Origin of the sequence: Nitrosococcus halophilus Nc 4 (genome assembly GCF_000024725.1) — a bacterium.
Taxonomy (GTDB): domain Bacteria; phylum Pseudomonadota; class Gammaproteobacteria; order Nitrosococcales; family Nitrosococcaceae; genus Nitrosococcus; species Nitrosococcus halophilus.
On sequence record NC_013960.1, the window covers coordinates 589,641 to 614,706 of the forward strand.

Sequence of the window (25,066 nt, forward strand, 5' to 3'; positions counted from 1 at the left end):
CTAGCTTGCTTGATATTTCTTATGGCCCATGAAATCTGAGATAAAGACAATGAAATCACTTGGTTCCCTTTTCTCTTGGTATTGGCTTCTCTTGCTTTTCATGGGGGGGACTGTCTGGGGACAACCCCTGCCTATTCCGGCGGCGCCCTCACTTAGTGCTAAGGCTTATATTCTGCAGGACTTTGCAACCGGTCAAGTGCTTGCTGAGGCCCAGGCCGATCAGCGGGTTGAGCCCGCGAGTATCACCAAGTTGATGACGGCCTATGTGGTATTTGCCGAGCTCAAGCGTGGCAATATCCATCTTGAAGATAAAGTCCTCATTAGCGAAAAAGCTTGGCGTACTGGGGGGTCGCGGACCTTTATCGAGGTCGACAGCCGGGTCTCTGTAGAGACCCTTCTGCAAGGGATGATCATTCAATCAGGCAATGATGCCAGTGTGGCCCTAGCGGAATATGTGGGCGGGACCGAGGAAATTTTTGCGACCTTGATGAACCAACAAGCGCAAGCGCTGGGAATGACGGGCTCCCACTTTGTCAATAGTACAGGGTTACCCCATGAAAATCATTATATGACAACGCGGGATATCGCGACTTTGGCAAGGGCGCTCATTCGAGATTTTCCCGAATACTACGGTTGGTATTCTGAGCAGGAATTTACTTATAACAATATTACTCAGTATAACCGTAATGTTTTGTTAAGGCGTGATCCCAGTGTCGATGGTTGTAAGACGGGCTATACGGAAGCCGCAGGGTACTGTCTAGTCTCTTCTGCGATGCGGGAAGGGATGCGGTTGATCGCGGTAGTCATGGGAACGAAGGGCCCTAAAATTCGCGCTCGGGAGTCCTTGGCTTTGTTGAACTATGGTTTTCGTTTTTATGACACCCGCAGCCTTTACGCGGCTAGAGAGCCTGTGACTAGTGCGCGGGTTTGGCAGGGAGCAAATAAGGAGCTGTCGCTAGGGGTGGCGGATGATCTTGCAGTGACTTTGCAGCGGGGACGTTGGCAGGAGTTATCCTCGTCAATACAGTTGCAAGATCCTATTACGGCCCCTATTACCGAAGGGCAAAGATTGGGGGTGGTGATTGTAAAACTAGGTGAGGAAGCCTTGCTTAAAAGACCGCTGGTAGCCCTAACAGCTATCCCGGAAGGGAGTTGGTGGCAACGGTTTGTTGACTGGCTGCTGTCCTTTTTTACTTAGAGATACTTTGGCTCTCGTTTATCTCAACGGCGAGTTTTTGCCTTTAGCGCAGGCCAAGGTTTCTGTGCTAGATCGGGGATTCTTATTTGGCGACGGGGTCTATGAAGTGATCCCGGTCTATGGCGGACATTTTTTCCGTTTATCCTTGCACCTGCAGCGTCTTGAACACAGTCTTCAAGCCATCCATTTAGAAAACCCCCTCTCGCCCAGCCAGTGGCGAGAAGTCCTCCAGCGCCTAGTCGCCCGCAACGAGGGTCTGGATCAAGCGGTTTATTTGCAGGTAACCCGGGGGCCTGCGGCGCGGGATCATGCCTTCCCGCAGCCGGTCGAACCCACAGTGTTTGCGATGAGCAATCCTCTCAAACCTTTACCGACGGAGTGGCGGTTGAAAGGGGTGGCTGCTGTGACCCGGGAAGATATTCGTTGGAAGTACTGTCACATTAAATCGGTGGCCTTGCTAGCGAATATTTTATTGCGCCAAGAGGCAATTGAGGCAGGGGCTCAAGAGGCGCTCCTGTTGCGGGATGAGCAGCTCACTGAGGGAGCGGCAAGCAATGTATTTATCGTTCGTGGAGGAGTACTGGCGACGCCCCCCAAGGGTCCTTTTTTATTGTCTGGGATCACCCGGGATCTAATACTGGAATTAGCAGGAGAGGGCGGGATCCCTTGCCGCGAGAGGGTGATCACTGCCTGGGATTTGACTCAAGCGGATGAGCTTTGGCTAACCAGTTCTACCCGAGAAATTGTCCCCGTGACTCGGCTCGATGGAATCGAAGTCGGCAGCGGCAAGCCTGGTCCCCTATGGGGGCAAATGGATATACTGTATCAAGAGTACAAGGCGAGGGTGCGAGCAGGTCTCTACGAAAATTGAAACCATAGATGAGGGGACTGCGGTGTCCATGGATACACTGCGGATACGGAATCTTCACCTTCAAGAGTACGGTGCCGTATGGCAGGCGATGCGGGATTTTACCGCTAGCCGTGACAGCGCCACCGTCGATGAATTATGGTGGGTGGAGCATCCTCCCGTCTTTACTTTAGGTTTGAATGGCAGAGAATGTCATGTGCGAGAGGTGGGTGACATTCCCGTGGTGCACTGTGATCGGGGTGGCCAGGTCACTTACCATGGACCGGGGCAAGTGGTGGTCTATGCCTTGATTGACCTGCGGCGCCGGGCTTTGGGGGTACGGCAACTGGTGGATGCGTTGGAGCTATCCGTGGTTGACTTGCTACAATCCTATGGTATCGAGGGAAGTCGCAGGACAGAGGCCCCTGGGGTTTATGTCCAAGGCAGAAAGATTGCATCCCTGGGTCTGCGGGTGCGGGGAGGCTGTTCCTATCATGGGCTTAGCTTGAATGTCGCCATGGACTTATCACCTTTCGATTATATTGACCCCTGCGGTTACCCAGGCATGAAAGTGATTGATTTGAGGAGTTTAGGGGTGATTGTTCCGGTGGCGACCCTCCGACGGACATTATCTCAGCATCTAGCGCGGCGGTTGGGATATCCAGCCCCGCTATATGAGGAATAAAATAGGATTATTAAGTAAACGACCGACCTGCTAAAGCAGGTGGCTTTTTCAGACCCAACCCCAAAAGGAGCGGTCATTTATGGTAGTCAAGAGACCCCACATACGGACGGCTTACCCCCCAGGGGCGCCCGTTGCCAAGCTGATAAGCAAAGCAATCCCTCGTTATTTATTTACGCCTGTCTGGCAGGCTGGACATCGACGTGGGATACGCGCGCCAAGCCAACAGTATACACCGCTTAATCTCGTAGTTAAAACTGACCGTCTAAAGACGGTGGTATCAACCTTTGGAAGAGTGCGATCATGAATTCAAAAACGCCACCGTCTAGCGGTGAGTTAAAGCGGGATAGGGATATTCGGGCTTTGAAGGGCGCCTCTAAGGTCGCCCGGATCCCGGTGAAGGTTGAACCGACGACAGAACGCCAACGCAAACCCCGCTGGATCCGGGCTAAGGCGCCCATAGGTTCCGAGGTCTTACGGCTTAAAGGGTTGTTGCGCGAGCATGAGCTTCATACTGTTTGCGAGGAAGCCTCTTGCCCTAATCTTGGGGAGTGCTTCGGCCACGGCACGGCGACTTTCCTGATCATGGGTAATATTTGTACCCGCCGTTGTCCCTTTTGCGATGTGGCCCATGGGCGGCCAGATCCCCTCGATGCTGGGGAACCCATGCATTTGGCTCAAGCCGTCCGCGCCATGGGGCTTCGTCATGTGGTGGTGACATCGGTGGATCGGGATGATTTGCGTGATGGGGGCGCTGCCCATTTTGCACGCTGTATTCAGGCGCTTCGCACCCAGTCGCCCCAGACTTGCATTGAAGTCTTGGTGCCGGATTTTCGGGGACGCATGGATCGGGCTTTGGAGGCATTGGCAGTGGCGCCCCCCGATATTTTTAACCACAATTTGGAGACGATACCCCGTCTCTACAAGGCCGTCCGCCCCGGTGCCGATTACCAGTGGTCTTTGCGCTTGCTAGAACGTTTCAAGGAGGGACATTCCGCTGTGCCGACCAAATCAGGTTTGATGCTTGGCCTGGGAGAAGAGTTAGCAGAAGTGGAGCAAGTCATGAGGGATCTGCGTGATCATGGTTGCGATATGCTCACCCTAGGCCAGTACCTGCAACCCAGCCTCCATCATTTGCCGGTGAAGCGCTTCGTTACCCCGGCGGAGTTTGATGCGTTAGGGGAGAAAGCCCGCGCCATGGGGTTTTCCCATGTGGCCAGTGGCCCCATGGTCCGCTCTTCTTATCATGCCGATCGTCAAGCTGCCGGTGAAGCCATTACCTAGCGTTAAGCTTCTCCTCAGAAAGCGATCTGTTTTCTGCTATCATTACTTTTAAATTTGAGGTATCTCACGCCCTGCCAGTGGGAGGCGGTTTCTATTTTTATTTGCCTAGTTATCAGGGGCTATCCTGGATGGATTTACCGCCACGGCATTGGGGATATGTAGATACTAAGGTGAGGAGGCCTACATGAGTGAATATCTGCCCGGTCTCGAAGGGGTTCCGGCGACCCGGTCCAATATCTCAGAGGTTGATGGTGAGCACGGCATACTGACCTATCGGGGTTACCCTATTGAAGATTTGGCCGAGCGTAGCACCTTTGAAGAGACGGTTTTGCTGTTGTTAGACGGGGAATTGCCTACAGCTCAGCGCCTTGAAGAGTTTACCCAGGAATTACGGCAAAATTATCGGGTAAAGTACAATATCCGGACCCTGATGACGGCATTGCCGAGTACCGGGTCTCCGATGGAGATGCTACAGGCGGGTGTTTCTGCGCTGGGCATGTTCTATCCGGGGAATGAATGCTTAACGGGTTCTGCTTCTTGCACTGATCGCAATTACGTCGATAACATGACGGTCAAGATCATTGCCCGCATGCCTGCCTTAGTGGCGATGTGGGAGCATATCCGCAACGGCTATGACCCGGTTCCTCCTCGCCCCGATCTGCCCATTGCCCAGAATCTGTTATACATGTTCCATGGTGAAGAGCCGGATCCGTTGATGGCAAAGATCATGGATACCTGCTTAATACTCCACGCCGAGCACACTATCAATGCCTCGACTTTTGCGACTTTAGTGGCCGGTTCCACCTTAGCCAGCCCCTATGCGGTGATTTCTGGTGCCATTGGGACCCTGTCGGGCCCCTTACATGGAGGGGCCAATGAACGGGTGGTAGAGATGCTGCGGGAAATTGGCCGCCCCGAGAAGGTAAAATCATGGCTCGACGAGAGACTCGCCCATAAGCAAAAAATTTGGGGATTTGGTCATCGGGTCTATAAAACCAAGGATCCCCGGGCTAAAATCCTGCAAAAATTGATGGAGCGATTACCAGCCGAACGGGGCGGTCAGCTCAGCCCGTTATTCGAAACGGCCCTCGCCTTAGAAGAGGCGGCCACGGAACGGTTGGGCCATAAGGGCATTTATGCCAACGTAGATTTTTACTCAGGCATTCTTTACAGGGAATTAGGGATACCTACAGACCAATTTACGCCCTTATTTGCCGTCTCTCGCTCAGGGGGTTGGTTGGCCCACTGGCGGGAGCAACTCTCCGATAACCGCATTTTCCGGCCTACTCAAGTGTATGTGGGCAGTCCCCTGCGGCATTATGTTCCGTTGAACGAACGGGGTTAGCGGTTGCGCTCTCCTAGAAACGGTAGCCGAGCGCTTAACTGCCGTTTCTAGGATTATCCTTCCAGGGGCAACTTGCTGGGCGCGCCTGCCAGCTCTTGCACCAGCAGGGGCACTAAGTAGCCGGGCAAGCGGGCGCGCAGTGTTCGGTGCAGGCATTGGGCGGTGGGAGTATCCACTTCAAAATGGGCGGCTCCCTGGACTCTGTCCAATAGGTGGAGGTAATAGGGGATGACGCCTGCATCGAACAAGCTTTCGCTCAAATCACACAGAGCACTCACCCTATCATTAATCCCCCGTAACAGCACCGTCTGATTGAAGAGACGGCATCCGGCGCGGGAAAGCCCCTCAAGCGCCTCGCCTACCCTATCATCAAGCTCGTTAGCGTGATTGGCATGGATAACCACCACTTTTTGCAGGGAGGTATGCTCAAGCCACTGGAGCAAGTGGCTATCGACTCGCTCTGGCAATACCACTGGCAAGCGGGTGTGGATGCGCAGCCGCTTGACATGGGAAATGGCGGCCAGGGCCTGGACCAGTTCGGTTAAGCGGTTATCAGTAAGGGTTAAGGGGTCGCCGCCGCTCAAAATCACCTCCTGAGTGCTTGGGTTCTGGGCAATATATTGTAGTGCTTGCTGCCACTGGCTTGGAGCAGGGTTATGGTCGGCATAGGGAAAATGGCGGCGAAAGCAATAGCGGCAGTGAATGGCACAGGCCCCCGTGGTGACCAGAAGCACTCTTCCGGCGTATTTTTGCAGGACTCCAGGGGCGGGCATGGCGGCCAAGTCGCCGACAGGATCGGCGCTAAAACCGGGCGAAATTTGATCTTCGGCAATCAAGGGAAAAACTTGCCGGAAGAGTGGGTCGTTAGGATCCCCCTTTTTCATGCGGGCGATGTAACCGCGGGGCACTCGGAGGGGAAATTGCCGACGGGTGGCTTCGCCGGCAAGTTGCGGATGATGATTTAAACCTATGAGAGCAAGCAATTCTTGTGGATTGCGGACAGCCCGGGCAAGTTCCGTTTGCCAAGCTGGCCTCTGTAGAGGAGGAGGTGATTGGGTTATCATAGTCGGTTTTTGTAACTAGAAAGCCTAATTAATCTTAAATAATTTTTGGAGAGGGGAGTATGGCAGCCTATAGTACCAATGAATTTAAATCCGGGCTCAAAGTCATGATGGATGGGGATCCCTGTTCCATCGTGGAGAATGAATTTGTCAAGCCCGGTAAGGGGCAGGCTTTCAATCGGGTCAAGCTGCGTAACTTAAAAACGGGCCGGGTAATTGATCGGACCTTTAAGTCTGGGGAAACCCTAGAGGCAGCGGATGTCCTTGAGACCCAATTGCAGTACCTTTATTCAGATGGAGAGTTTTGGCATTTTATGTCGCCAGAGACCTTTGAGCAGTACTCAGCCGATGGGGCTGCTGTGGGTGATGCGGCCAAATGGCTCAAGGAACAAGATATTTGTACTGTTACCCTGTGGAATGGGGTACCCCTCTCGGTGGCCCCCCCCAATTTTGTCACCCTTAAGGTGACCGAAACCGATCCGGGCCTTCGTGGGGACACCTCTAGCGGTGGCAACAAACCGGCTACATTAGAGACGGGCGCAGTAGTGCGAGTTCCGTTGTTCATTGATGTGGGCGAAGTGCTCAAGATTGATACCCGTACGGGCGAGTATGTGGAACGGGCCAAGGAATAACCGGGGCGTTGTGCTTTCTCATCATTATCCCTAGGTATTGGCCCCTATGGCGGAGGCAGAGACTCGATGGCGTCCTACAGCCAATAGGAGAGCCTTAGAGGCTAGGGCACGGCTCCTGGCGGACATTCGCCGTTTCTTCGCGGAGCGTGGAGTCTTAGAGGTAGAAACGCCTATACTCGCAACGGCGCCAGCAACTGCGCCTCATCTTCATAGTCTAACGACTCACTATCAGGGGCCTCAGAACCCGGAAGGTCAGCGGCTTTTTTTGCAGACTTCCCCTGAACATGCCATGAAACGCCTATTGGCGGCGGGGAGTGGTCCGATTTATCAGCTCGCGCGGGTATTTCGCAACGGGGAAAGTGGACGGCGGCACAATCCCGAATTTACCCTGCTGGAGTGGTACCGCCCTGGTTTTGACCACTGGGCTCTCATGGAGGAAGTCGATATCTTTTTGTCGCTGCTTTTGGGAACACCCAAGGGGGAGCGCCTTAGCTATGGAGAGGCTTTTCAGCACTACCTAGAAGTCGATGTCTTTGCCGCCAGCCATAAGGTATTGGAAGGGCTCGCTAGAGCCCATGGCTTCCAGGGAGGGACAGAAAAGGGTGAAGAAGCAAGGCAAATTGCTCTAGATTTTTTGATGGCGGCGGTTATAGAACCCCAACTTGGACAGGGTCGGCCCTGTTTTGTTTACGACTATCCGGCCTCTGAAGCCCAATTAGCCCGTGTTCGTCCCCCTTCAAAAGCTTGTTCCGTTTCTCTGGCGGAGCGTTTTGAAGTGTACCTCAATGGTATGGAATTGGCCAATGGCTACCATGAGTTGAGCGATGCCGCAGAACAGCGCCAACGCTTCCAAGCGGATCTGGCCCACCGAAAGGCGAGGGGGCTTGAGGAAGTGCCCTTGGATGAGCTTCTGTTGGCAGCCTTAGCCCAGGGGCTGCCGGATTGTGCGGGGGTGGCGCTGGGAGTGGACCGGCTCCTAATGCTGCTGTTAGGAAGCTTGCACATTGAGGAAGTTTTGGCTTTCCCTGTTGATCGGATCTAACCTTGAATTTTTCACCACCAAGACACAAAGGACACGAAGGTGAGGGAATCTCAATTCTCCCCATTTAAAACACAACCCTCCCTCTAAATGGCAGCCGCTATAAATATTAACCTCCTAGCCCTTGCCAACGGTCCATGGTGGTAGGTAGCCAGAGACCTAGTTCAGGAAAGACCAAAAGGAGCACCAGGGCGATAAGCTGGATAGCGACAAAGGGCAATATGCCCCGGTAGATGTGGCTGATTTGAACCTCAGGGGGGGTGACGGCTTTCAGGTAAAAGAGAGAAAAGCCAAAAGGTGGAGTGAGAAAGGAGGTTTGCAAATTCAGGGCAATCAGTACCGCAAACCAGAGCGGATTAAGCCCCAGGTGGATGGCCACCGGCGTAAGGATAGGCACCACGATAAAGCAAATTTCAAGAAAATCAAGAAAAAACCCTAGCAGGAAAATGAGTAACATGCTGATGGCGAGGAAGGTCCAAGCTCCCCCAGGCAGCCCAGACATTAATTCCAAGACCAAGGCATCGCCCCCCATCCCGCGAAAGACTAAACCAAAGGCAGTGGCGCCAATTAAAATAATAAAAACCATGCTTGTCAGGCGCATGGTCTGAGCACTGGCTTCCCGCAGGTTATCCAGGGTCAGTCGCCGGTGGGAGAGCGCCAGAAGCATGGCGCCGAGGGCGCCCACTGCAGCCGACTCGGTGGGGGAAGCAATTCCAAAAAAGATCGAGCCCAGCACCGCAATCACTAAGGCCAAGGGAGGAATGAGGCTTTTGAGGATCTGTAGCCCTAAGCTAGGATGGCCGAGGGTGGCTGTTCTATTAAGGGCTGGAGCAACCTCTGGCCGTCGCCAGGCAGTGACCACAATATAGGCGATATAGAGCAGGATGAGCAAGATCCCAGGAACGACGGCTGCCATGAAGAGCTGGCCTACCGGCACCCCCATGACATCTCCTAATAGGATCAGCACAATGCTGGGGGGGATGATTTGTCCTAAGGTTCCTGCAGAGGCAATAGTCCCGGTCGCCAACTCCTTGGCGTAGCCATGCTTAAGCATGGAGGGCAAGGCAATAATCCCCATGGTGACCACGGTAGCCCCCACTACCCCGGTGGTTGCTGCCAGAAGCGCGCCGACCACTACAATGGAGATTCCCAACCCCCCCCGTAGCCGGCCAAATAATAGGCCCATGGTTTCAAGCAACTCTTCGGCTAGGCCTGATTTCTCTAGGATGACTCCCATAAATACAAACAGGGGCACCGCTAATAGGGTGAAGTTGGTGATGATGCCCCAGATACGCAAGGGCAAGAGTCGAAAGAAATCCATATCCAGGAATATCGTCCCGAAAGCTAACGCAACGCCACCAAGGGTGAAGGCAACCGGATAACCTAAAAGCAGCAGTGCAAATAGCACTGCAAACATCACGAGAGCCCACACTTCCATTATTCAGTCGCCTCCGAATCCTGTCTTAATTTCAGTAAGTTGCGAATAAGATCGGCAATACCTTGGAGGGCGAGTAAACTAAAAGCGAGGGGAATAACGGCTTTCAGAAGATAACGATAAGGGAGGCCACCGGGATCAGGAGAACCTTCATTTTGTAGGAAAGCATTGCGGACAAAGGGCCAGGAGGCGGTAATCACCACAAGGCAGAAAGGGAGCAGGAAGGCGAGGGTTCCGAGGAGATTAATCCAGATTCGAGTTCGAGGACTAAACCAGTGACTGTGGTAGAGGACATCGACTCGCACATGGCCATCATTTTTTAAGGTGGGTGCGGCCCCTAGCAAAAAGATCAGCGCAAAGAGATGCCATTCCAATTCCTGCAAGGCTACGGAGCCGCTTTGGAAAAGATAGCGCATACTGACGTCGTAGCATACCAACAACACCAAAAGCAGCACCAACCAGGCTACTAAGCGGCCCGTCCAACTACTTAATTTATCGATGGAAGTCGCGAATTGTTGAAGTTTTTGTTCTGGAAATCCCATTTTTGGTTATGTCGTTGTTGTTTTAACTTCTGGTGGAACCCGCAAAGTAAAGGTGACGGGACCATCATTGGTCAGGGAAACCTGCATGTGGGCGCCAAAGCGGCCTGCGGCAAGTCTGGGATAGCGGGTTTTAGCTCGAGTAAGCAGGTGTTCAAATATCTGTTGGCCCAGTGCCGGCGGTGCGGTTGGGGTAAAGCTGGGGCGTGTCCCCTTGCGGGTGTCAGCCGCTAAGGTGAATTGGGGTACCAATAACAGATCCCCCCCCATGTCGGTCAAGCTCCGGTTCATGTGTCCTTTGGAATCGGCAAAGACGCGGTAGCTGAGCAGGCGCTCTAATAGCCGCTCGGCTTGGGGGGCGCCGTCGCCCCGCTCGACTCCCACTAGTACCATCAACCCGGGGCCGATGTGAGCTATGGTTTCTCCGTCGACGGTAACTTGGGCATTGGTGACCCGCTGCAATAATGCAATCATGGGTGGTCTTTAGCCCACCCGCCGAGCCATGAGGTTCGTTGCCCGGACCAGGGCATCCACAATTGCCGGTTCAGTGGCTGCATGACCGGCGACGGGCACGATCTGCAATTCAGATAGAGGCCAAGCTTGGTGCAATTCCCAAGCATTGCCCACTGGGCAGAGCACATCATAGCGACCATGGATGATAATGCCAGGGATATTCGCCAGTTGGTGGGCATTGTTCAATATCTGGTTGGGCTTGATAAAGTAATGATTCCTGGCATAGTGGATTCGCAGCCGGGCCTGGGCTAGAAGTGCGGGATGCGCCTGAGGGGAGGGCATCTTACCGCTGACAAGACGACTGCAACTGGATTCCCAGGTATTGAGCGCTTTAGCCGCTGCCATTTGGGCTAGTTCATCGGGGCTATTAAGAAGGCGGTGGAAAGCCTCTATTAGATTATTTTGCTCTCCAGGGGGAATATCCTCTACCAAGGAGTCCCAGACATCGGGGAAAATTTGGGGAGTGCCCTCCTGGAGGAACCAGCGGGTGTCTTGCTCCCGGCCCAGGAAGATACCCCGCAATAGTAGCCCCAGGACTTGGTTGGGATAGGCCTCTGCGTAGAGCAGCCCTAGGGTGGCCCCCCAAGACCCTCCAAAAATAAGCCAGCGCTCAATCCCTAAATGCTTGCGGATATGTTCTATATCGGCCAGGAGCCCTGTGGTGGTGTTCTTTTCCAGCTCACCGTGGGGTTGAGATCTGCCGCAGCCCCGCTGATCGAATAAAATCACCCGATAGAGATCGGGATCAAAGAAACAGCGTTGGTGGGGTTGGCAGCCATTGCCGGGTCCTCCATGGAGAACGAGAACCGGCAGCCCTCCCGGATGACCACATTCTTCCACATAGAGTTGATGGGGCGCCTCCACCGCTAGGGTGTGGCGCACGTAAGGCTTGATATCGGGATAAAGAGACAGCATTCAATTATTTTGCCTAAAATTTATACTTAAGAACACTATTGTACCCAAACAGGTTCAGAATATGATTTTGCATGAATTTCAGGCTAAGCGCTTATTTGCGGATTATGGGATTCCCGTGCCCCCAGGAGGCCCGGCGGAGACTGCCGAAGAAGCAGGCGCACAGGCGCGGGAATTGGGGGGGGAACGCTGGGTCGTCAAGGCCCAAGTCCATGCCGGTGGGCGGGGCAAGGCCGGTGGAGTGCGGGTGGTCTCCAGTTTGGAGGAGCTGTCTGAGGTTGGCGCGCAATTGCTGGGAACCCGTTTAGTGACGGCCCAAACCGATGCCACGGGGCTGCCTGTTAAAACCCTCCTGATAGAACAGCCGGCGGCAGTGGCTCGGGAATTTTATCTTGCCACGACGGTGGATCGCCAACTAAAGCGAGTCGTGATCATGGTTTCAAGCCGCGGCGGGGTGGATATTGAGCAGGTGGCGGCGGAGCACCCGGGTGAGATTCTCCAATTGGTGATCAATCCCATCATGGGGTTGCAGCCTTATCAGTGCCGGGAGGTGGGGTTCGCTCTCGGGTTGACTGGGGAGCAGCGCCGGCAGCTGAGCCAAATTATGGAGAAAATGTACCAGTTGTTTCGGGAACAAGATGGGAATTTAGTCGAGATGAATCCCTTGGTGGTCACCGAACAGGGTAATCTGTTGGCCTTGGATGCCAAGGTGATATTGGATGATAACGCCTTCTTTCGGCACCCCGCTTGGGAAGCTCTGCGCGACCCTACCCAGGAAGACCCCAAAGAAGTTGAAGCCCGGGCCCATGGCTTGAGCTACATTGCCCTGGAAGGGGAAATTGCCTGCATGGTCAATGGCGCCGGTCTTGCCATGGCCACTATGGATTTGATCAAGCTCCAGGGTGGGGAGCCGGCTAATTTCCTTGATGTAGGGGGGACGGCGACGGCTGACCGGGTGGCCGAAGCCTTCAAGTTGATCCTTGCCGATGGCAAAGTTAAATCGATTCTGGTCAACATTTTCGGCGGTATTGTACGTTGTGACCTGATTGCGGAAGGGATTATCCAGGCGGTGCAAGAGGTGGCGATCCAACTGCCTGTGGTGGTGCGTTTGGAAGGCACCAATGCCAAGCAGGGCCGTACCCTGTTGCAGGATAGCGGAATGAATCTGATCACGGCGGATGATCTGACGGATGCCGCCCGCAAAGCGGTAGCTGCGGCAGGGGAGGAAAAATGAGTATTTTGGTTGATGAGCAGACGCGGGTGATTTGCCAAGGCTTTACCGGCAAACAGGGCACTTTCCATTCTCAGCAAGCCATAGAGTATGGCACTCAACTGGTGGGTGGGGTGACGCCGGGTAAAGGTGGACAGACTCATCTGGAACGTCCCGTCTTTGACACGGTGGCAGAAGCCGTGGAGGCGACTGGCGCCGATGCCACCATGATTTATGTTCCCGCAGCGCTTGCCGCCGATGCGATTTTAGAAGCCGCGGCGGGGGGGATCCGCCTGATTGTCTGCATCACCGAGGGAATTCCAGTACTTGATATGCTGAAGGTGAAAGCGGTCTTAGCAGACACCCCCTCCCGTCTGGTGGGGCCTAATTGCCCCGGTGTCATTACGCCTGGAGCCTGTAAAATTGGTATTATGCCGGGGAATATTCATCAACCGGGTCGAATTGGGATTGTCTCCCGCTCGGGTACCCTCACTTATGAGGCGGTCTACCAGACGAGTCAAAAGGGGCTGGGTCAAAGTACTTGTGTGGGGATTGGCGGTGATCCTATTCAGGGTATGAGCTTCGTTGATTGCCTTGCGCTTTTTGAGCAAGATTCCCAGACCGAAGGGGTAATCTTGGTGGGGGAAATAGGCGGCAGCGCTGAAGAAGAGGCAGCCGAATATATCCAGCATCATGTTAGCAAGCCGGTCGTTGCCTATATCGCGGGAATCACCGCTCCCAAGGGGAAGCGCATGGGTCATGCGGGGGCCATTGTTAGTGGCGGCAAAGGGACCGCCAAAGGTAAGGTGGAAGCCCTCTCGGCGGCGGGAGTGGTGATAGCCCACTCACCCGCTGAGATGGGAGAGTGTATGGAGCAGGCTTTAAGTGGGGATGGAAGATAAGTCAGCCATGACTTAATCCTTGATTGCTGGGCCGCTGGCTGCTAAAAAGGGCCGGATTTTTGTGCGTCGGTGAGGCAGCAGCGATAACTGACGTGTCGAGATCCACTTTTTAGGGAGTAGTTGTAGTTAATGAAGAAAATTGAGGCGATTATCAAACCGTTTAAGCTCGATGATGTGCGCGAAGCCCTATCAGAAATCGGAGTTTCAGGGATGACGGCCATCGAGGTGAAGGGTTTCGGCCGTCAGAAAGGACATACGGAACTCTATCGCGGTGCTGAGTATGTCGTGGACTTTCTGCCGAAAATCATGTTGGAAATCGTTGTCGGCGACGACCAGGTCGATGCCTGTATTGAGGCGATCACTAAGGCGGCCCAGTCCGGTCGTATTGGTGACGGCAAGATTTTTGTCACTAATGTAGAACGTGCTGTTCGTATCCGTACCGGTGAAGAAGGGGGGGATGCGATTTAGCAACACCCTGGGTAAACCCTAGCTTGTTGCAGCGCGCGTTCAGGCAAGAGGACGGATGGGCGAGTTGCATGAACCCCGCTGATCAAACCAGCGGGGTTCTATTACTCTATTATTTTGATTTGCCTGGCCTGGGCGATGCCAGGATGGCCTGGGAAGTTGGTTTCCAATACCCGCAGGGTATCTTCCGCCAATTCGTCTAAGCCCAGGACCTTGTAGCCTCGGGCCATAATAGTTAGGGCTTCAGGTACGGTGGGAGTGCGTTGATAATTCTCCACCACATATTTGGCCCGGTTAATGGCACCAATATAGGCCCCTCGTCGCATATAATACTGAGCGACGTTAATTTCATGCTGTGCCAGCCGATTACGCAAGTAAACAATGCGCTGAGCGCCATCTTTGGCATACCGGCTGTCGGGGAAGCGCTTTACTAGGGTTCTGAAATCCTTTAGGGCATCCCGGGCCGATTCTGGGTCCCGCTGGGATTCATCCCGAGGAATATATTTTTCGATAAGGCCAATCCCGCGATGAAAATTTACCAATCCTTTAAGATAATGGGCGTAATCCATATGGGGATTGAGAGGATAAAGGCGAATAAAACGGTCTAATGCCGCAAGTGCCGATTCCGGCTCATCGAATTTGTAATAGGCATAAGCGGATTCTAGCAATGCTTGTTGGGCATAAACCCCAAAGGGGTAACGGGCTTCTAATTGCTCATAAAGGGTAATGGCCTGTTGGTAATTGCCGGAATTGAGTGCAGCTTTGGCTTCGGAATAGTATCGTTCAACATTCCAGTCGGCTTCTGGTTGTTCTTGGGGTTTGCCAAGCCAGGAGCAACCTCCAAGCCAGAGGACGAGGAATAGAGAAAGAAAGTAAAAAATTCGCATACCGTTAGATTACCCCAACTAGGCGCAGGAGCAAAGCTCATAGTGGGTAAGGTCAGGGCTAGTTGAGGCTCTTTACCGAGAAAATAAGATTTTTATGTTCAAATCAAAAATAACCCCTCTTATTATTATCGTAAATTTTTATGTGACCATTATAGCTATCAGCCTCTTATTAACGACTGCTGTTTCGGCGGCCACTCTGGTACTGCCCTCGTCAGGGGAGTCTGTGGTGGGACGCAATCTTATCGTGCCTGCAAAAGCCTCCGAGACTTTGTTGGATATCGCTCGCCGCTATGATGTGGGTTACAGTGAAATCAAAGCCGCCAATCCCAATATCGATCCCTGGCTACCTAAGGAAGGCAGCCCGGTCGTGGTTCCCACACAGTATGTGTTGCCCCAGGCTCCCCGCAGAGGGATTGTAATCAACCTTGCTGAGATGCGGTTATATTATTTTCCGGAATCCCAACCGGGACAGCCAGGAGTCGTGGTGACCCATCCTATAGGCATTGGACGAGAAGGTTGGTCAACCCCCTTGGGGAAGACTTCGGTCATTAGCAAGAAGAAGAACCCCACTTGGATTCCCCCCGAGTCGATACGGGCAGAGCATGAAGCTAACGGGGATCCATTACCGAAGGTGGTCCCCCCCGGTTCTGACAATCCCCTTGGAAAGTTCGCCTTACGCTTGGGTATGCCGGGGTATTTGATTCATGGCACCAACCGTCCTTGGGGAGTAGGAATGCGTGTGAGCCATGGCTGTATCCGGCTCTACCCGGAAGATATTGCCAGCCTCTTTGCTCAGGTTAAGGTAGGCGCTTCGGTCAATATTGTTTATCAGCCTTTTAAAGCCGGGATCAAGGACGCCGTACTTTATCTTGAGGCCCATGTCCCCCTTCCAGAGTTGGAGAGCCCGGAACAGGGTGGATTGACTAAGATGGTGGCAACCATCGTCGCCGCCACTGAAAAACCTATTCCTGAAATGTATTGGGAGGCGGCTAAGCGTGTCGCTGATGAGCGTACTGGGGTGGCGACTCAGGTAGGTAAAATTGAGGCTGGGGATACCCTATAGTGGCTAAAATACCATCCTAGCCCGGATGTTGCCCTAAATCAGCGCAACATCCGGGCTAGACGAGTCAGTATCGTTATTTGCTCATTGCTTTTTCGAACATGCGATCGACTTTAGCGCAGCATTCGGTGACCGCTTGGAAGGCCTCGTCGGCTGTCTGGTGGGCAGCGTCGGCCCTAGCAGCAGCATCTTCAGCCCTTTGTGCGGCAGAGTTGGCAGCGCTTTGGGCATTGCGGGCAGCGGTTTGAGCTTCATCGGCCGCGCTTTGCGCCTCCTGTACCAGGGCTTCCACTTGATCGACTCTGGAGGTGCTGGCACAGGCGCCAAGCAGCACCACAAGGGTCATCGCAATACTTAATTTTAAGACGTTACCAAAGCCTTTTTTCATTGTAGAACCTCCTTTACTATTTTTGGGAGAAATTATTGTGGAGAAGGTAGGGTTGAAAACATTGTTGTGATCTTAAGGAGCATGTATGAAAACTAGCAGGAAAAATGGAAAAAGTCCAATAAGAGTTTTGTAGTTACAGCAATGACTTATCGCGATGTGAGAATATATCCGCTTCCCTGTGCTTAAAGCTTTGAAGGAGTGCATGAACGCACGACGCCCCTCAGCGAGAGTGCGAGGGCACAATAGTTTGTTGTTCGCTGCGGCGCGTTTGGGTTAAACTCGACCCTACGTTAAGGTGTGGTATCATAAAGATACCTCGGGGTTGTTATCAGAAGACTCGCCATAGCGTAAAACCCGACGAGCAATTCTCTACCAGAGCTACCGCGATGAGCGCGGGAACTTAGGCCTGTCGAGGGGCACAGCCTCCTGACGATACCGGGCAAGACCTGGGACAATAGGGGCCTCGATGAAGCAGGAAACGCGCAGGGCGCAACTTGGCAGGCGCCTAGTCGGCGAACGCAGATAAGCCGATAATTGCGACCCGTAAGTAGCGAACTCAAATTTAAAAAGGTTCTATTCATGCATCCCCTCCTTAATATTGCAGTGCGCGCGGCGCGCAGTGCCGGTAACCTGATTGTGCGTTCTCTAGACCGAGTCGATCACCTTGAGGTGACGGTAAAGGATCGCAACGACTTTGTCAGTGACGTCGATCGGCTGGCTGAGCGGGAGATTATCGGTATCATCCGCAAGGCCTACCCTAGCCATGGAATCCTAGCCGAGGAAGGGGGAGGACAGGCGGGGGACGATACGATTTGGGTGATCGATCCTCTGGATGGGACGACTAATTTCTTGCATGGGTTTCCCCAGTTTGCCATCTCTATTGCGGTAAAACATAGAGGTCGTTTGCAGCATGCCGTGATTTACGATCCCCTACGGCAGGAACTCTTTACTGCCTCCCGGGGCAGCGGGGCGCAACTTAACGAGCGGCGTATACGGGTAAGTCCACAAAAGGGGCTGGAAGGCGCCTTATTGGGGACAGGTTTTCCCTTTAAAAAGCATCAGTATTTGGATTGTTATCTGGCCACCTTTAAGGCTCTGTTTCGCGATACCGCCGGTATCCGCCGACCCGGCGCGGCGGCTTTGGATCTGGCCTATGTGGCGGCTGGACGCTTGGATGGGTTTTGGGAGCTCAGCCTTGCCGAATGGGACATGGCTGCCGGGGCGCTGCTGATTCAGGAAGCAGGGGGCATTATCACCGATTTTTCTGGAGGCCATGATTTCTTAACCACAGGCAATGTGGTGGCTGGAAATCTTTCGGTTCATAAGGCTATCCTTCAAACTATTCAACCCTTGTTAGTGGAGGAGCTTGCCCGGTGATTCTTCTCCATTCAGCCCTCTAGCCATTAACGCCAGGTTATTTCTCCTTTCTAATTCGTAGGCGCAGCCTGCGGGCTGGATTTTAAGTCTCTCGGCAAAAATTTTGAGAAGAAGAATGTGATCGGTTTCGTGCGGTGACAGGCAGGCAGGTCAATCGCCCCTCACCAGGGAGTAAGTCGCGTGCGCCGTGCGCACGAAGAGGCTTAACCCCAGTTTTGGCAGAAGAGAGTTATCATGCCCGGAGCAATGCGCCTACATTGCTCTCTATTTCACAGATTTCATCTTTATATCAAGGTAAATTCATAAAGTCGGTTGTTACCTATGGTCGATAAACTTCGTAATATCGCTATCATCGCCCATGTGGATCATGGCAAAACCACCCTGGTTGATCAGCTACTGAAGCAATCAGGTACCTTTGGCGAGTGGGAGACCGTTGCTGAGCGGGTACTCGACTCCAATGATCTCGAACGGGAGCGGGGAATCACCATCCTGGCAAAAAATACCGCCATTGAGTGGAACGGTTACCGGATTAATATCGTGGATACCCCCGGCCATGCGGATTTTGGGGGCGAGGTAGAACGGGTCCTATCCATGGTGGATTCCGTGCTATTGCTGGTTGACGCGGTGGATGGTCCCATGCCCCAGACCCGTTTTGTCACCCAGAAGGCTTTTGCTCTGGGTCTCCGTCCGATTGTAGTGATCAATAAAATCGATCGGCCAGGCAGTCGCCCAAACTGGGTGTTGGATCAAACTTTTGATTTATTTGATCGTCTTGGCGCCACGGACGAACAGCTAGATTTTCCGGTGGTTTATGCTTCGGCGCTTCAGGGCTATGGAGGGCTGACGCCGGAGGTAGACGCTGGGGATATGACTCCCCTCTTTCAGACCATTGTCCAACAGGTTCCTCCTCCTCCGGTGGACTTGGAAGGCCCTTTCCAAATGCAAATTAGCAGCTTGGACTATAGCCCCTATGTGGGGGTGATTGGTATTGGCCGTATTCAACGGGGTGTAGTCAAAACCAACACCCCAGTGGAAATCTTGGATAGGGAAGGGCATCGGCGTAAGGGACGGGTGCTTCAAGTCATGGGTTTTAGAGGGCTTGAGCGGGTTGAAATCCCTGAAGCCAGGGCGGGGGATATCATCGCGATTTCGGGGATCGAGAATCTGCGGATCTCCGATACTCTCTGTGATCCCGCCCAGGTTGAGGGTTTGCCGCCTCTAACGGTGGATGAACCTACGGTAAGCATGACCTTTCAAGTCAATAATTCCCCTTTTGCCGGTCGGGACGGAAAGTATGTGACCAGCCGTCAGTTGCGGGAGCGTTTGCTGAGGGAGCTGATCCATAACGTCGCCCTGCGGGTTGAGGAAAGCGATGATCCGGATAAATTCAAGGTTTCCGGGCGTGGCGAACTCCACCTTTCCATCCTGATCGAGAATATGCGGCGGGAAGGGTATGAGCTGGGTGTGTCCCGGCCCGAGGTGATTGTTAAGGAAATTAAGGGTGAATTGTGTGAGCCCTATGAACAGCTGATGGTGGATGTGGAGGAGCAACACCAGGGCGCGGTGATGGAAAAGCTCGGTGAGCGCAAAGGGGAACTTGCCGATATGGTTCCCGATGGCAAGGGCCGGGTGCGCTTGGAGTATTCCATTCCATCCCGGGGACTTATCGGCTTTCAGACTGAATTTCTGACTGCGACTTCCGGCACCGGGTTGATCTACCATGTTTTCGACCATTATGGCGCCATTAAAAAGGGCGCGGTGGTTCACCGCAAGAATGGGGTTCTGGTGGCCAACGGTGTGGGCAAAGCCTTGGGGTATGCCCTATTTAATCTCCAAGAGCGGGGTCGGCTCTTTATCGGGCCCGGCACCGAAGTTTACGAGGGAATGATTCTCGGTATTCATTCGCGGGAAAACGATCTGGTGGTCAATCCCATGAAAGCCAAGCAGCTTACCAATATCCGGGCGGCGGGAAGTGATGAGAATATTCTGTTGACCCCTCCCTTGCAGCTTAGCTTGGAGCAAGCATTAGAGTTTATTGATGAGGACGAATTGGTGGAGGTGACGCCCAAGCATATTCGTTTGCGCAAAAAATTGCTACTGGAGCATGAAAGAAAGCGGGCAGCGCGGAGCAAGGTAGCCGCGGGGGAATAGCGAAATGCGATTATTATTTTTTATCTTGTTCGTGTTATTGGCCTATTTATTTTTAAGAAAGCTACTAAAGGATTATCAATCTGGCCGAAAGATTCAAGAAACAGATACCCGACATATGGTTCGCTGCGCCTACTGTGGGGTTTTCCTGCCAGAGGGCGAAGCCCTAACAGAGGACAGTGACAATTTTTGTTGCCGTGAGCACCGTGAATTGGCGAAGAGGGATAAAAACTAAGATAACCACTGCGGTTAAGGGCCAAAGCCTAGTCCCTGCCTGGCGGCCGCTGGCTGTTTTTTGCGTCTATCGTTTGCTGATTGTTTTTTTGCTTTTAGGGGTGGTGATCACCGGTGTTGGCCCCAGATTTCTTGGCCAGTCTCAGCCGGATCTATTTTTGATCACTTGCCTTGTTTATGGGGCTGCCGCCATAGCGCTCAGTGTGGCGACTGTCGCCCGGATTGGCGGGTTTTATTTCCAAGTTTTGCTGCAGTTATCCTTAGACATCGGTGCTATCACCCTGCTGATGCATGCCAGCGGTGGAGTCCCCAGTGGTCTGGGGATGTTGTTGGTGGTGGTGATCGCCGCCGGGGGGATTTTAACCGTGGGGCGCACTGCCAATGCCCTTGCTGCCTTGGCGACTCTGGCGGTGTTGTTTGAACAGTCTTACTCCCTGGTGTCCCGTGATTTTGAGGCTGTTCACTATACCCAGGCGGGTTTGTTAGGCGCCACCCTTTTTGCGACGGCACTATTGGCTCAGGTTTTGGCGGCTCGGATTCGAGAGAGCGAGGCCCTGGCGGCTCAACAAAGCCTGGACCTTGCGAATATCAGCCAGCTCAATGGCTATATTATTCAGCGTTTGCAATCTGGAGTCCTGGTGGTGGATAGGAATGACACCATTCGGCTTATCAATCAGGCTGGAGAGGAACTGTTAGGATTGAAACCGGGGAGGGAAGGCGATCCCCTGGCCATGGCAGTGCCCCCCCTTGCCGAGCAGCTTGCCTGCTGGAGGAAAGAACACCACTCTTATCAACCTAAAGCTTTTCGGTCGGCTTTAGAACAATCCGAGATATTACCTAAATTCATCAGCCTGGGGGCTCCCTATGGGACCCTGATCTTTTTAGAAGACACTTCAGTTCTGGCGCGCCAAGCCCAGCAATTAAAGCTGGCTTCCCTAGGGCGCCTCACGGCGAGCATTGCCCATGAGATTCGCAATCCCTTGGGGGCGATTAGCCATGCCAGCCAACTCCTCAGGGAATCTTCCACTTTAAACCCAAGTGAGCGCCGACTATTGGAGATTATTCTTAATCACTGTGGGCGTGTAAATGATATTATCAAGAATGTCTTGCAGCTTAGCCGCCGGAAGCATAGCCGCCTGGAAGCATTGCTTCTCAAACCCTGGTTGCTGCATTTTCTAGAAGAGTTCTGCCGTACCCATGGGATTGACCGAGCAGCGGTAGTGCTCCAGGTGGATCCTGGAAAGGTCCGGGTTCATGTGGATCCTTCCCAACTTCACCAGATACTGTGGAATCTTTGCGACAATGCCCGGCGGCATTCCCAAGATTCAGACGGTTCTCCATGCCTCCAAATTTCAGTGGGGATTAAAGCCAATACCGGCCAGGTTTTTTTGGATGTGATGGATAGAGGGCCGGGTATTGCTAAGGAGGCGGTAGACAAAATATTCGAGCCCTTCTTCACCACCCAAGGCGCAGGGACCGGGCTGGGGCTTTATTTGGCTCGAGAACTTTCCGAGTGTAATGACGCCAGCCTGGAGTACTATCCCGTTCCCGGAGGGGGGAGCTGTTTCCGGCTTTGTTTTGCTCCCCTGGGTGTGGGGGCGAATGCCGCATGAAAGAACATCCCTTGGCCCTCATTGTGGACGATGAGCCGGATATTCTAGAGTTACTTGAGCTTACCCTGGCGCCTATGGGCGTGGCTTGTCATAAGGCTGTCGATCTTGCCGAAGCCCGCCAATATTTGCAGCAGCATTCCTTCGATCTGTGCTTGACCGATATGCGCCTTCCGGATGGGGATGGTATTGAGTTGGTCAGGCTCATTAGCCAGCATTTCCCGGAGACACCGGTCGCGGTGATTACGGCCCATGGCAGTGTGGAGACCGCGGTTGAAGCCCTGAAGTCGGGCGCTTTTGATTTTATCTCCAAACCGGTGGATTTGCAGGCGCTTCGCAATCTGACCAACGCAGCCCTTAGACTCCCGCTTCGTTATCCCCAAAGGGAGCGGCGGACCCGCTACCGGTTACTGGGAGAATCAGCCGCCATGCGGGCGGTACGCTCCAAAATCGCCAAGCTGGCACGGAGCCAAGCGCCGGTCTACATTAGCGGTGAATCGGGCACCGGCAAGGAGCTGGTCGCCAGGCTCATCCATGAGCAAGGGCCCCGCTTGGAAGCGCCCTTTGTCCCGGTAAACTGTGGCGCTATCCCCAATGAGTTGATGGAAAGCGAGTTTTTCGGCCATAAAAAGGGCAGTTTTACCGGCGCCACCCATGATAAGCGAGGGCTGTTTCAAACCGCCGGTGGAGGGACCCTGTTTTTGGATGAAGTGGCCGACTTACCTTTACCCATGCAGGTCAAACTTTTGCGGGCTATCCAGGAGAAAAGCGTGCGGCCTATTGGCAGCGAGAAAGAAATTTCCGTGGATGTGCGTATTCTCTGTGCTACCCACAAGGACTTAGCCGCCTTAGTAAAGGAAGGCAGCTTCCGCCAGGATCTCTTCTACCGGCTTAATGTTATTGAGTTGCCGGTTCCGCCCTTAAGACAACGGGCCAGTGATATTCCCCAGTTGGCCGAGCATATTTTGAGTAAACTCGCCGGGATTAACCAAATCACTTGTCCTAAGTTGACTTCTGACGCCCTGGAGGCGCTACAAGTTTACCCTTTCCCAGGGAATGTCCGCGAGTTGGAAAACACCCTCGAGCGGGCCATGACCTTGTGTGACTCCGAGATCATAGAGGCCAAAGATTTGCACTTGCCTAAGGCGGAACCCCCCAGTACCCCGACATCACTGCCGGTAGGTTCGTTAGAAGAGTGTTTGGAGGGCGTGGAAAGGCGGGCCATTCTCCAGGCTTTGGAACGAACCCATTACAACAAGACCGCTGCCGCCAAGCTCCTTGGCATTACCTTCCGGGCTTTGCGTTATCGTTTAAAAAAACTGGAGTTGGAGTAATACCAAAGGGTGCTCACGGTCATGATTTTGTGGGTCCTACCGTAGGGTGGCGTTGAGCGGAGCGAAACCCACCGATTGAAGTGGCTAGACTATTCCGGACACACGAACTCAAGTAATCTTAAAGACAAATGAGGAGAGTGTGTTGTGATGGATACCAAGAAGAAAGCGAATCAGTATACAGCGGAATTTAAAGCGCGCGCGGTGAAGCTGGCAGTAGAGAGTGATCAACCGTTTAGCAAGACTGCCGGAGAATTAGGGGTCAACAAGAACACCCTGCATCCCTGGATTGGCAAGTACCATCGCGCTCAAGCGGTGGAGCATCCGGTGGGTGAAGAACACCTTTATGATGAACTCAAGCGCTTGAAAAAGGAGAATGCCCGCTTGAAGGAGGAGCGGGAGATATTAAAACGCTCTCGAGCGGAGATTGTGCGTGATGCCATAGAGCGTTATCTTGAGGACTCTGATGATCTGCATATAGCCCTCGAACGTCTCCAGGATCCAAACGACCCGGTCCTAGAATGGGAAGATGTAAAACGTGGGCTACTTGCTCAGGATTAAGGGCAGTGCTCGCAGGGAACTGGCTAGGATAGACAAGCCCTAGTATTGTTTTGCCGGATACGCGATGCTTAATTCGGCCTATGGGCTGCAAATTGGTATGAGTGGCCTTCGGCGGATTCGCGTTGGTGAATACCGTTTGATTTACGAAGTCGATGGCGGCAAATTAACTGTTTTGGTTGTCCGGGTTCGGCATCGTCGTGACGCCTACCGCCGTTCGCGGTAATAGGCAAGAAAAATGGCGGGTGGCTTTATAAGGAGGTAAGACTCTCATGACCGTCACACTACCAAGACACCGCTTGACCGTTGCTGACTATCACAAAATGGGGGAGATGGGTATTCTGTCAGAGGATGACAGAGTGGAAATGATTGAGGGGGAAATCATTGATATGGCGCCGATTGGAAGTGCCCACGCCGCCTGCGTGCGCTATTTATTACATTCCTTTGCTCCCCACCTGGGGGAGGCCGCCATGCTCGATATTCAGAATCCCCTTCGGCTTAGTGATTATTCAGAACCTCAGCCCGATATGATGCTTCTAAAACCTAGATCCGATTTTTATCGCCGGGTTCATCCCCAGGCTCAGGATGTGCTTTTATTGGTGGAAGTAGCAGAGACCTCAGTAGCCTATGATCGAGAGGTGAAGATTCCTCTCTACGCTTGCCATCAGATCCCGGAAACCTGGTTGTTTGATTTAAAAGCACAGCGGCTGGAAATTTTCTTAGATCCTTCATCGGAAGGGTATAAAAAAATCCTGCGCCCTGGGCGAGGGGAGCGGGTTGCACCGGGCTTATTGCCAGAGGCAATCATTAACTGGGCAGAAGCCCTCTCAAACTGACAATGCCAAAGGCGGGCTGAGCGGAAGCCAAACCTACCCAGTCTCTCGCTTTTGATGGTGTGTATCGCTTCGCTCTGCACCCCTACGGCGCCGGTATCTAGTCGGCGTTTTGGAAGTCACCTTGACTTTTTCTAGGGGTTACCCATAATAATTATGGGTAACCCATAAATTTTATAGATTCTCCCTTGTCTAATAAAAACAAGATTGCCCAATTGCAGCTTAGCGACAAGCGCGCCAGAGAAATCATTCGCGAGGCAGTTTTAGACACCTCGCGCATTCAATGGTCAAAACATGCGCGTAAGAGAATGCGGGAACGCCGTATCACCACGAGACAGGTCCTTGATGTGCTGAGCAAAGGTAAAATTATCGAAGGGCCAGTACGTGGTACTACAGGAGACTGGGAGTGTACACTTGAAAGGTTTGTGGCGGGTGACAATGTAGTTGTAGTGGTTGCTATCGAAACAGATAGCGCGGGTCAGCCGGTGATCATTGTCACCACCTACCACCATAGATAGAAAGGGGGTAAGGAAGGGTTTCGATTTCCTCTTTAAGGAGGGTAGGATAACTGCATAC

General features: G+C 53.2%; 27 protein-coding genes. 20 read left to right on the top strand and 7 right to left on the bottom strand.

The features are described 5' to 3' along the window. Positions 1–49: 49 nt before the first annotated feature. The 5 genes from NHAL_RS02825 to NHAL_RS02845 all read left to right on the top strand — a co-directional run bounded on the left by NHAL_RS02825 (position 50) and on the right by NHAL_RS02845 (position 5,356). Positions 50–1,198 carry a D-alanyl-D-alanine carboxypeptidase family protein gene (locus NHAL_RS02825; RefSeq protein WP_013031654.1) on the top strand — a complete coding sequence of 383 codons (1,149 nt, stop codon included), beginning with the start codon at positions 50–52 and terminating at the stop codon, positions 1,196–1,198. 7 nt (positions 1,199–1,205) lie between these two features. Next, positions 1,206–2,069: a D-amino acid aminotransferase gene (locus NHAL_RS02830; protein ID WP_013031655.1), complete on the top strand. Its 864-nt coding sequence runs from the start codon at positions 1,206–1,208 to the stop codon at positions 2,067–2,069. A 28-nt stretch (positions 2,070–2,097) separates the two neighbouring features. Next, positions 2,098–2,730 (top strand): lipoyl(octanoyl) transferase LipB, encoded by a 633-nt coding sequence (gene lipB / locus NHAL_RS02835; protein WP_013031656.1) that lies wholly within the window; start codon positions 2,098–2,100, stop codon positions 2,728–2,730. Between the two features lie 300 nt (positions 2,731–3,030). Next, positions 3,031–4,011, top strand: coding sequence for a lipoyl synthase (gene lipA / locus NHAL_RS02840; protein ID WP_013031658.1), 981 nt, complete (start codon positions 3,031–3,033; stop codon positions 4,009–4,011). Between the two features lie 184 nt (positions 4,012–4,195). Continuing rightward, complete coding sequence (locus NHAL_RS02845; protein WP_013031659.1) at positions 4,196–5,356, top strand: citrate synthase; 1,161 nt, start codon at positions 4,196–4,198, stop codon at positions 5,354–5,356. Positions 5,357–5,409: 53 nt separating this feature from the next. Here the strand turns inward: NHAL_RS02845 and epmB are convergent, their stop codons facing one another. Beyond that, complete coding sequence (gene epmB, locus NHAL_RS02850) at positions 5,410–6,420, bottom strand: EF-P beta-lysylation protein EpmB (RefSeq protein WP_013031660.1); 1,011 nt, start codon at positions 6,418–6,420, stop codon at positions 5,410–5,412. Positions 6,421–6,479: 59 nt separating this feature from the next. Here epmB and efp point away from each other — a divergent pair, with 59 nt between their 5' ends. Both efp and epmA read left to right on the top strand, forming a co-directional pair. Then, positions 6,480–7,049: an elongation factor P gene (gene efp / locus NHAL_RS02855; protein WP_013031661.1), complete on the top strand. Its 570-nt coding sequence runs from the start codon at positions 6,480–6,482 to the stop codon at positions 7,047–7,049. Positions 7,050–7,095: 46 nt separating this feature from the next. Then, positions 7,096–8,091 carry an EF-P lysine aminoacylase EpmA gene (epmA, locus tag NHAL_RS02860; protein WP_013031662.1) on the top strand — a complete coding sequence of 332 codons (996 nt, stop codon included), beginning with the start codon at positions 7,096–7,098 and terminating at the stop codon, positions 8,089–8,091. Positions 8,092–8,197: 106 nt separating this feature from the next. On the opposite strand, the gene NHAL_RS02865 is transcribed toward epmA, so the two are convergent. Genes NHAL_RS02865 through pip form a run of 4 tightly spaced genes read right to left on the bottom strand, consistent with a single transcriptional unit; the run spans position 8,198 to position 11,490 of the window. After that, entirely contained in the window at positions 8,198–9,526 is a 1,329-nt protein-coding gene (locus NHAL_RS02865) for a TRAP transporter large permease (protein ID WP_013031663.1), read from the bottom strand. After that, a complete protein-coding gene (locus tag NHAL_RS02870) occupies positions 9,526–10,065 on the bottom strand; it encodes a TRAP transporter small permease subunit (RefSeq protein WP_013031664.1) in 540 nt (179 codons plus the stop codon). Before NHAL_RS02870 ends, NHAL_RS02865 begins: the two co-directional genes overlap by 1 nt. Before the next feature lie 6 nt (positions 10,066–10,071). Then, the gene (gene dtd, locus NHAL_RS02875) at positions 10,072–10,536 is read right to left on the bottom strand and encodes a D-aminoacyl-tRNA deacylase (protein ID WP_013031665.1); all 465 of its coding nucleotides are present in this window, start codon (positions 10,534–10,536) and stop codon (positions 10,072–10,074) included. Positions 10,537–10,545: 9 nt separating this feature from the next. Continuing rightward, positions 10,546–11,490, bottom strand: a complete 945-nt coding sequence (gene pip, locus NHAL_RS02880) for a prolyl aminopeptidase (protein ID WP_013031666.1) — start codon at positions 11,488–11,490, stop codon at positions 10,546–10,548. Between the two features lie 61 nt (positions 11,491–11,551). On the opposite strand from pip, the gene sucC reads away from it, so the two are divergent. From sucC to NHAL_RS02895, 3 genes are all read left to right on the top strand, one after another. Continuing rightward, positions 11,552–12,721, top strand: a complete 1,170-nt coding sequence (gene sucC / locus NHAL_RS02885) for an ADP-forming succinate--CoA ligase subunit beta (protein WP_013031667.1) — start codon at positions 11,552–11,554, stop codon at positions 12,719–12,721. Next, on the top strand, positions 12,718–13,599 hold the full coding sequence (gene sucD / locus NHAL_RS02890; protein ID WP_013031668.1) for a succinate--CoA ligase subunit alpha: 882 nt from the start codon (positions 12,718–12,720) through the stop codon (positions 13,597–13,599). Before sucC ends, sucD begins: the two co-directional genes overlap by 4 nt. A gap of 129 nt (positions 13,600–13,728) precedes the next feature. Then, a complete protein-coding gene (locus tag NHAL_RS02895) occupies positions 13,729–14,067 on the top strand; it encodes a P-II family nitrogen regulator (RefSeq protein ID WP_013031669.1) in 339 nt (112 codons plus the stop codon). Between the two features lie 101 nt (positions 14,068–14,168). Here NHAL_RS02895 and NHAL_RS02900 read toward each other — a convergent pair whose 3' ends face one another. Then, positions 14,169–14,951, bottom strand: coding sequence for an outer membrane protein assembly factor BamD (locus NHAL_RS02900; protein WP_013031670.1), 783 nt, complete (start codon positions 14,949–14,951; stop codon positions 14,169–14,171). Positions 14,952–15,093: 142 nt separating this feature from the next. Between NHAL_RS02900 and NHAL_RS02905 the strand changes: the two genes are divergently transcribed. Then, positions 15,094–16,014 (top strand): L,D-transpeptidase family protein, encoded by a 921-nt coding sequence (locus NHAL_RS02905; RefSeq protein WP_238985420.1) that lies wholly within the window; start codon positions 15,094–15,096, stop codon positions 16,012–16,014. A 73-nt stretch (positions 16,015–16,087) separates the two neighbouring features. Here NHAL_RS02905 and NHAL_RS02910 read toward each other — a convergent pair whose 3' ends face one another. After that, the gene (locus NHAL_RS02910) at positions 16,088–16,399 is read right to left on the bottom strand and encodes an Lpp/OprI family alanine-zipper lipoprotein (protein WP_013031672.1); all 312 of its coding nucleotides are present in this window, start codon (positions 16,397–16,399) and stop codon (positions 16,088–16,090) included. A 579-nt stretch (positions 16,400–16,978) separates the two neighbouring features. On the opposite strand from NHAL_RS02910, the gene suhB reads away from it, so the two are divergent. From suhB to NHAL_RS02955, 9 genes are all read left to right on the top strand, one after another. Then, positions 16,979–17,776 carry an inositol-1-monophosphatase gene (gene suhB / locus NHAL_RS02915; RefSeq protein ID WP_013031673.1) on the top strand — a complete coding sequence of 266 codons (798 nt, stop codon included), beginning with the start codon at positions 16,979–16,981 and terminating at the stop codon, positions 17,774–17,776. A 321-nt stretch (positions 17,777–18,097) separates the two neighbouring features. Beyond that, positions 18,098–19,927: a translational GTPase TypA gene (gene typA / locus NHAL_RS02920; RefSeq protein WP_013031674.1), complete on the top strand. Its 1,830-nt coding sequence runs from the start codon at positions 18,098–18,100 to the stop codon at positions 19,925–19,927. Positions 19,928–19,931: 4 nt separating this feature from the next. Further along, positions 19,932–20,159, top strand: a complete 228-nt coding sequence (locus NHAL_RS22200; RefSeq protein WP_013031675.1) for a PP0621 family protein — start codon at positions 19,932–19,934, stop codon at positions 20,157–20,159. Then, positions 20,104–21,771: a sensor histidine kinase gene (locus tag NHAL_RS02930; RefSeq protein ID WP_013031676.1), complete on the top strand. Its 1,668-nt coding sequence runs from the start codon at positions 20,104–20,106 to the stop codon at positions 21,769–21,771. Before NHAL_RS22200 ends, NHAL_RS02930 begins: the two co-directional genes overlap by 56 nt. Then, positions 21,768–23,102 carry a sigma-54-dependent transcriptional regulator gene (locus tag NHAL_RS02935; RefSeq protein ID WP_013031677.1) on the top strand — a complete coding sequence of 445 codons (1,335 nt, stop codon included), beginning with the start codon at positions 21,768–21,770 and terminating at the stop codon, positions 23,100–23,102. The genes NHAL_RS02930 and NHAL_RS02935 overlap by 4 nt, the downstream gene beginning before the upstream one ends. A gap of 147 nt (positions 23,103–23,249) precedes the next feature. Next, positions 23,250–23,660 carry a transposase gene (locus tag NHAL_RS02940; RefSeq protein WP_083761352.1) on the top strand — a complete coding sequence of 137 codons (411 nt, stop codon included), beginning with the start codon at positions 23,250–23,252 and terminating at the stop codon, positions 23,658–23,660. 64 nt (positions 23,661–23,724) lie between these two features. Continuing rightward, on the top strand, positions 23,725–23,883 hold the full coding sequence (locus tag NHAL_RS20110; RefSeq protein ID WP_013031679.1) for a type II toxin-antitoxin system RelE family toxin: 159 nt from the start codon (positions 23,725–23,727) through the stop codon (positions 23,881–23,883). Positions 23,884–23,929: 46 nt separating this feature from the next. Further along, a complete protein-coding gene (locus tag NHAL_RS02950) occupies positions 23,930–24,493 on the top strand; it encodes a Uma2 family endonuclease (protein WP_013031680.1) in 564 nt (187 codons plus the stop codon). Between the two features lie 185 nt (positions 24,494–24,678). Beyond that, the gene (locus NHAL_RS02955; protein ID WP_013031681.1) at positions 24,679–25,008 is read left to right on the top strand and encodes a DUF4258 domain-containing protein; all 330 of its coding nucleotides are present in this window, start codon (positions 24,679–24,681) and stop codon (positions 25,006–25,008) included. Positions 25,009–25,066 lie beyond the last annotated feature (58 nt).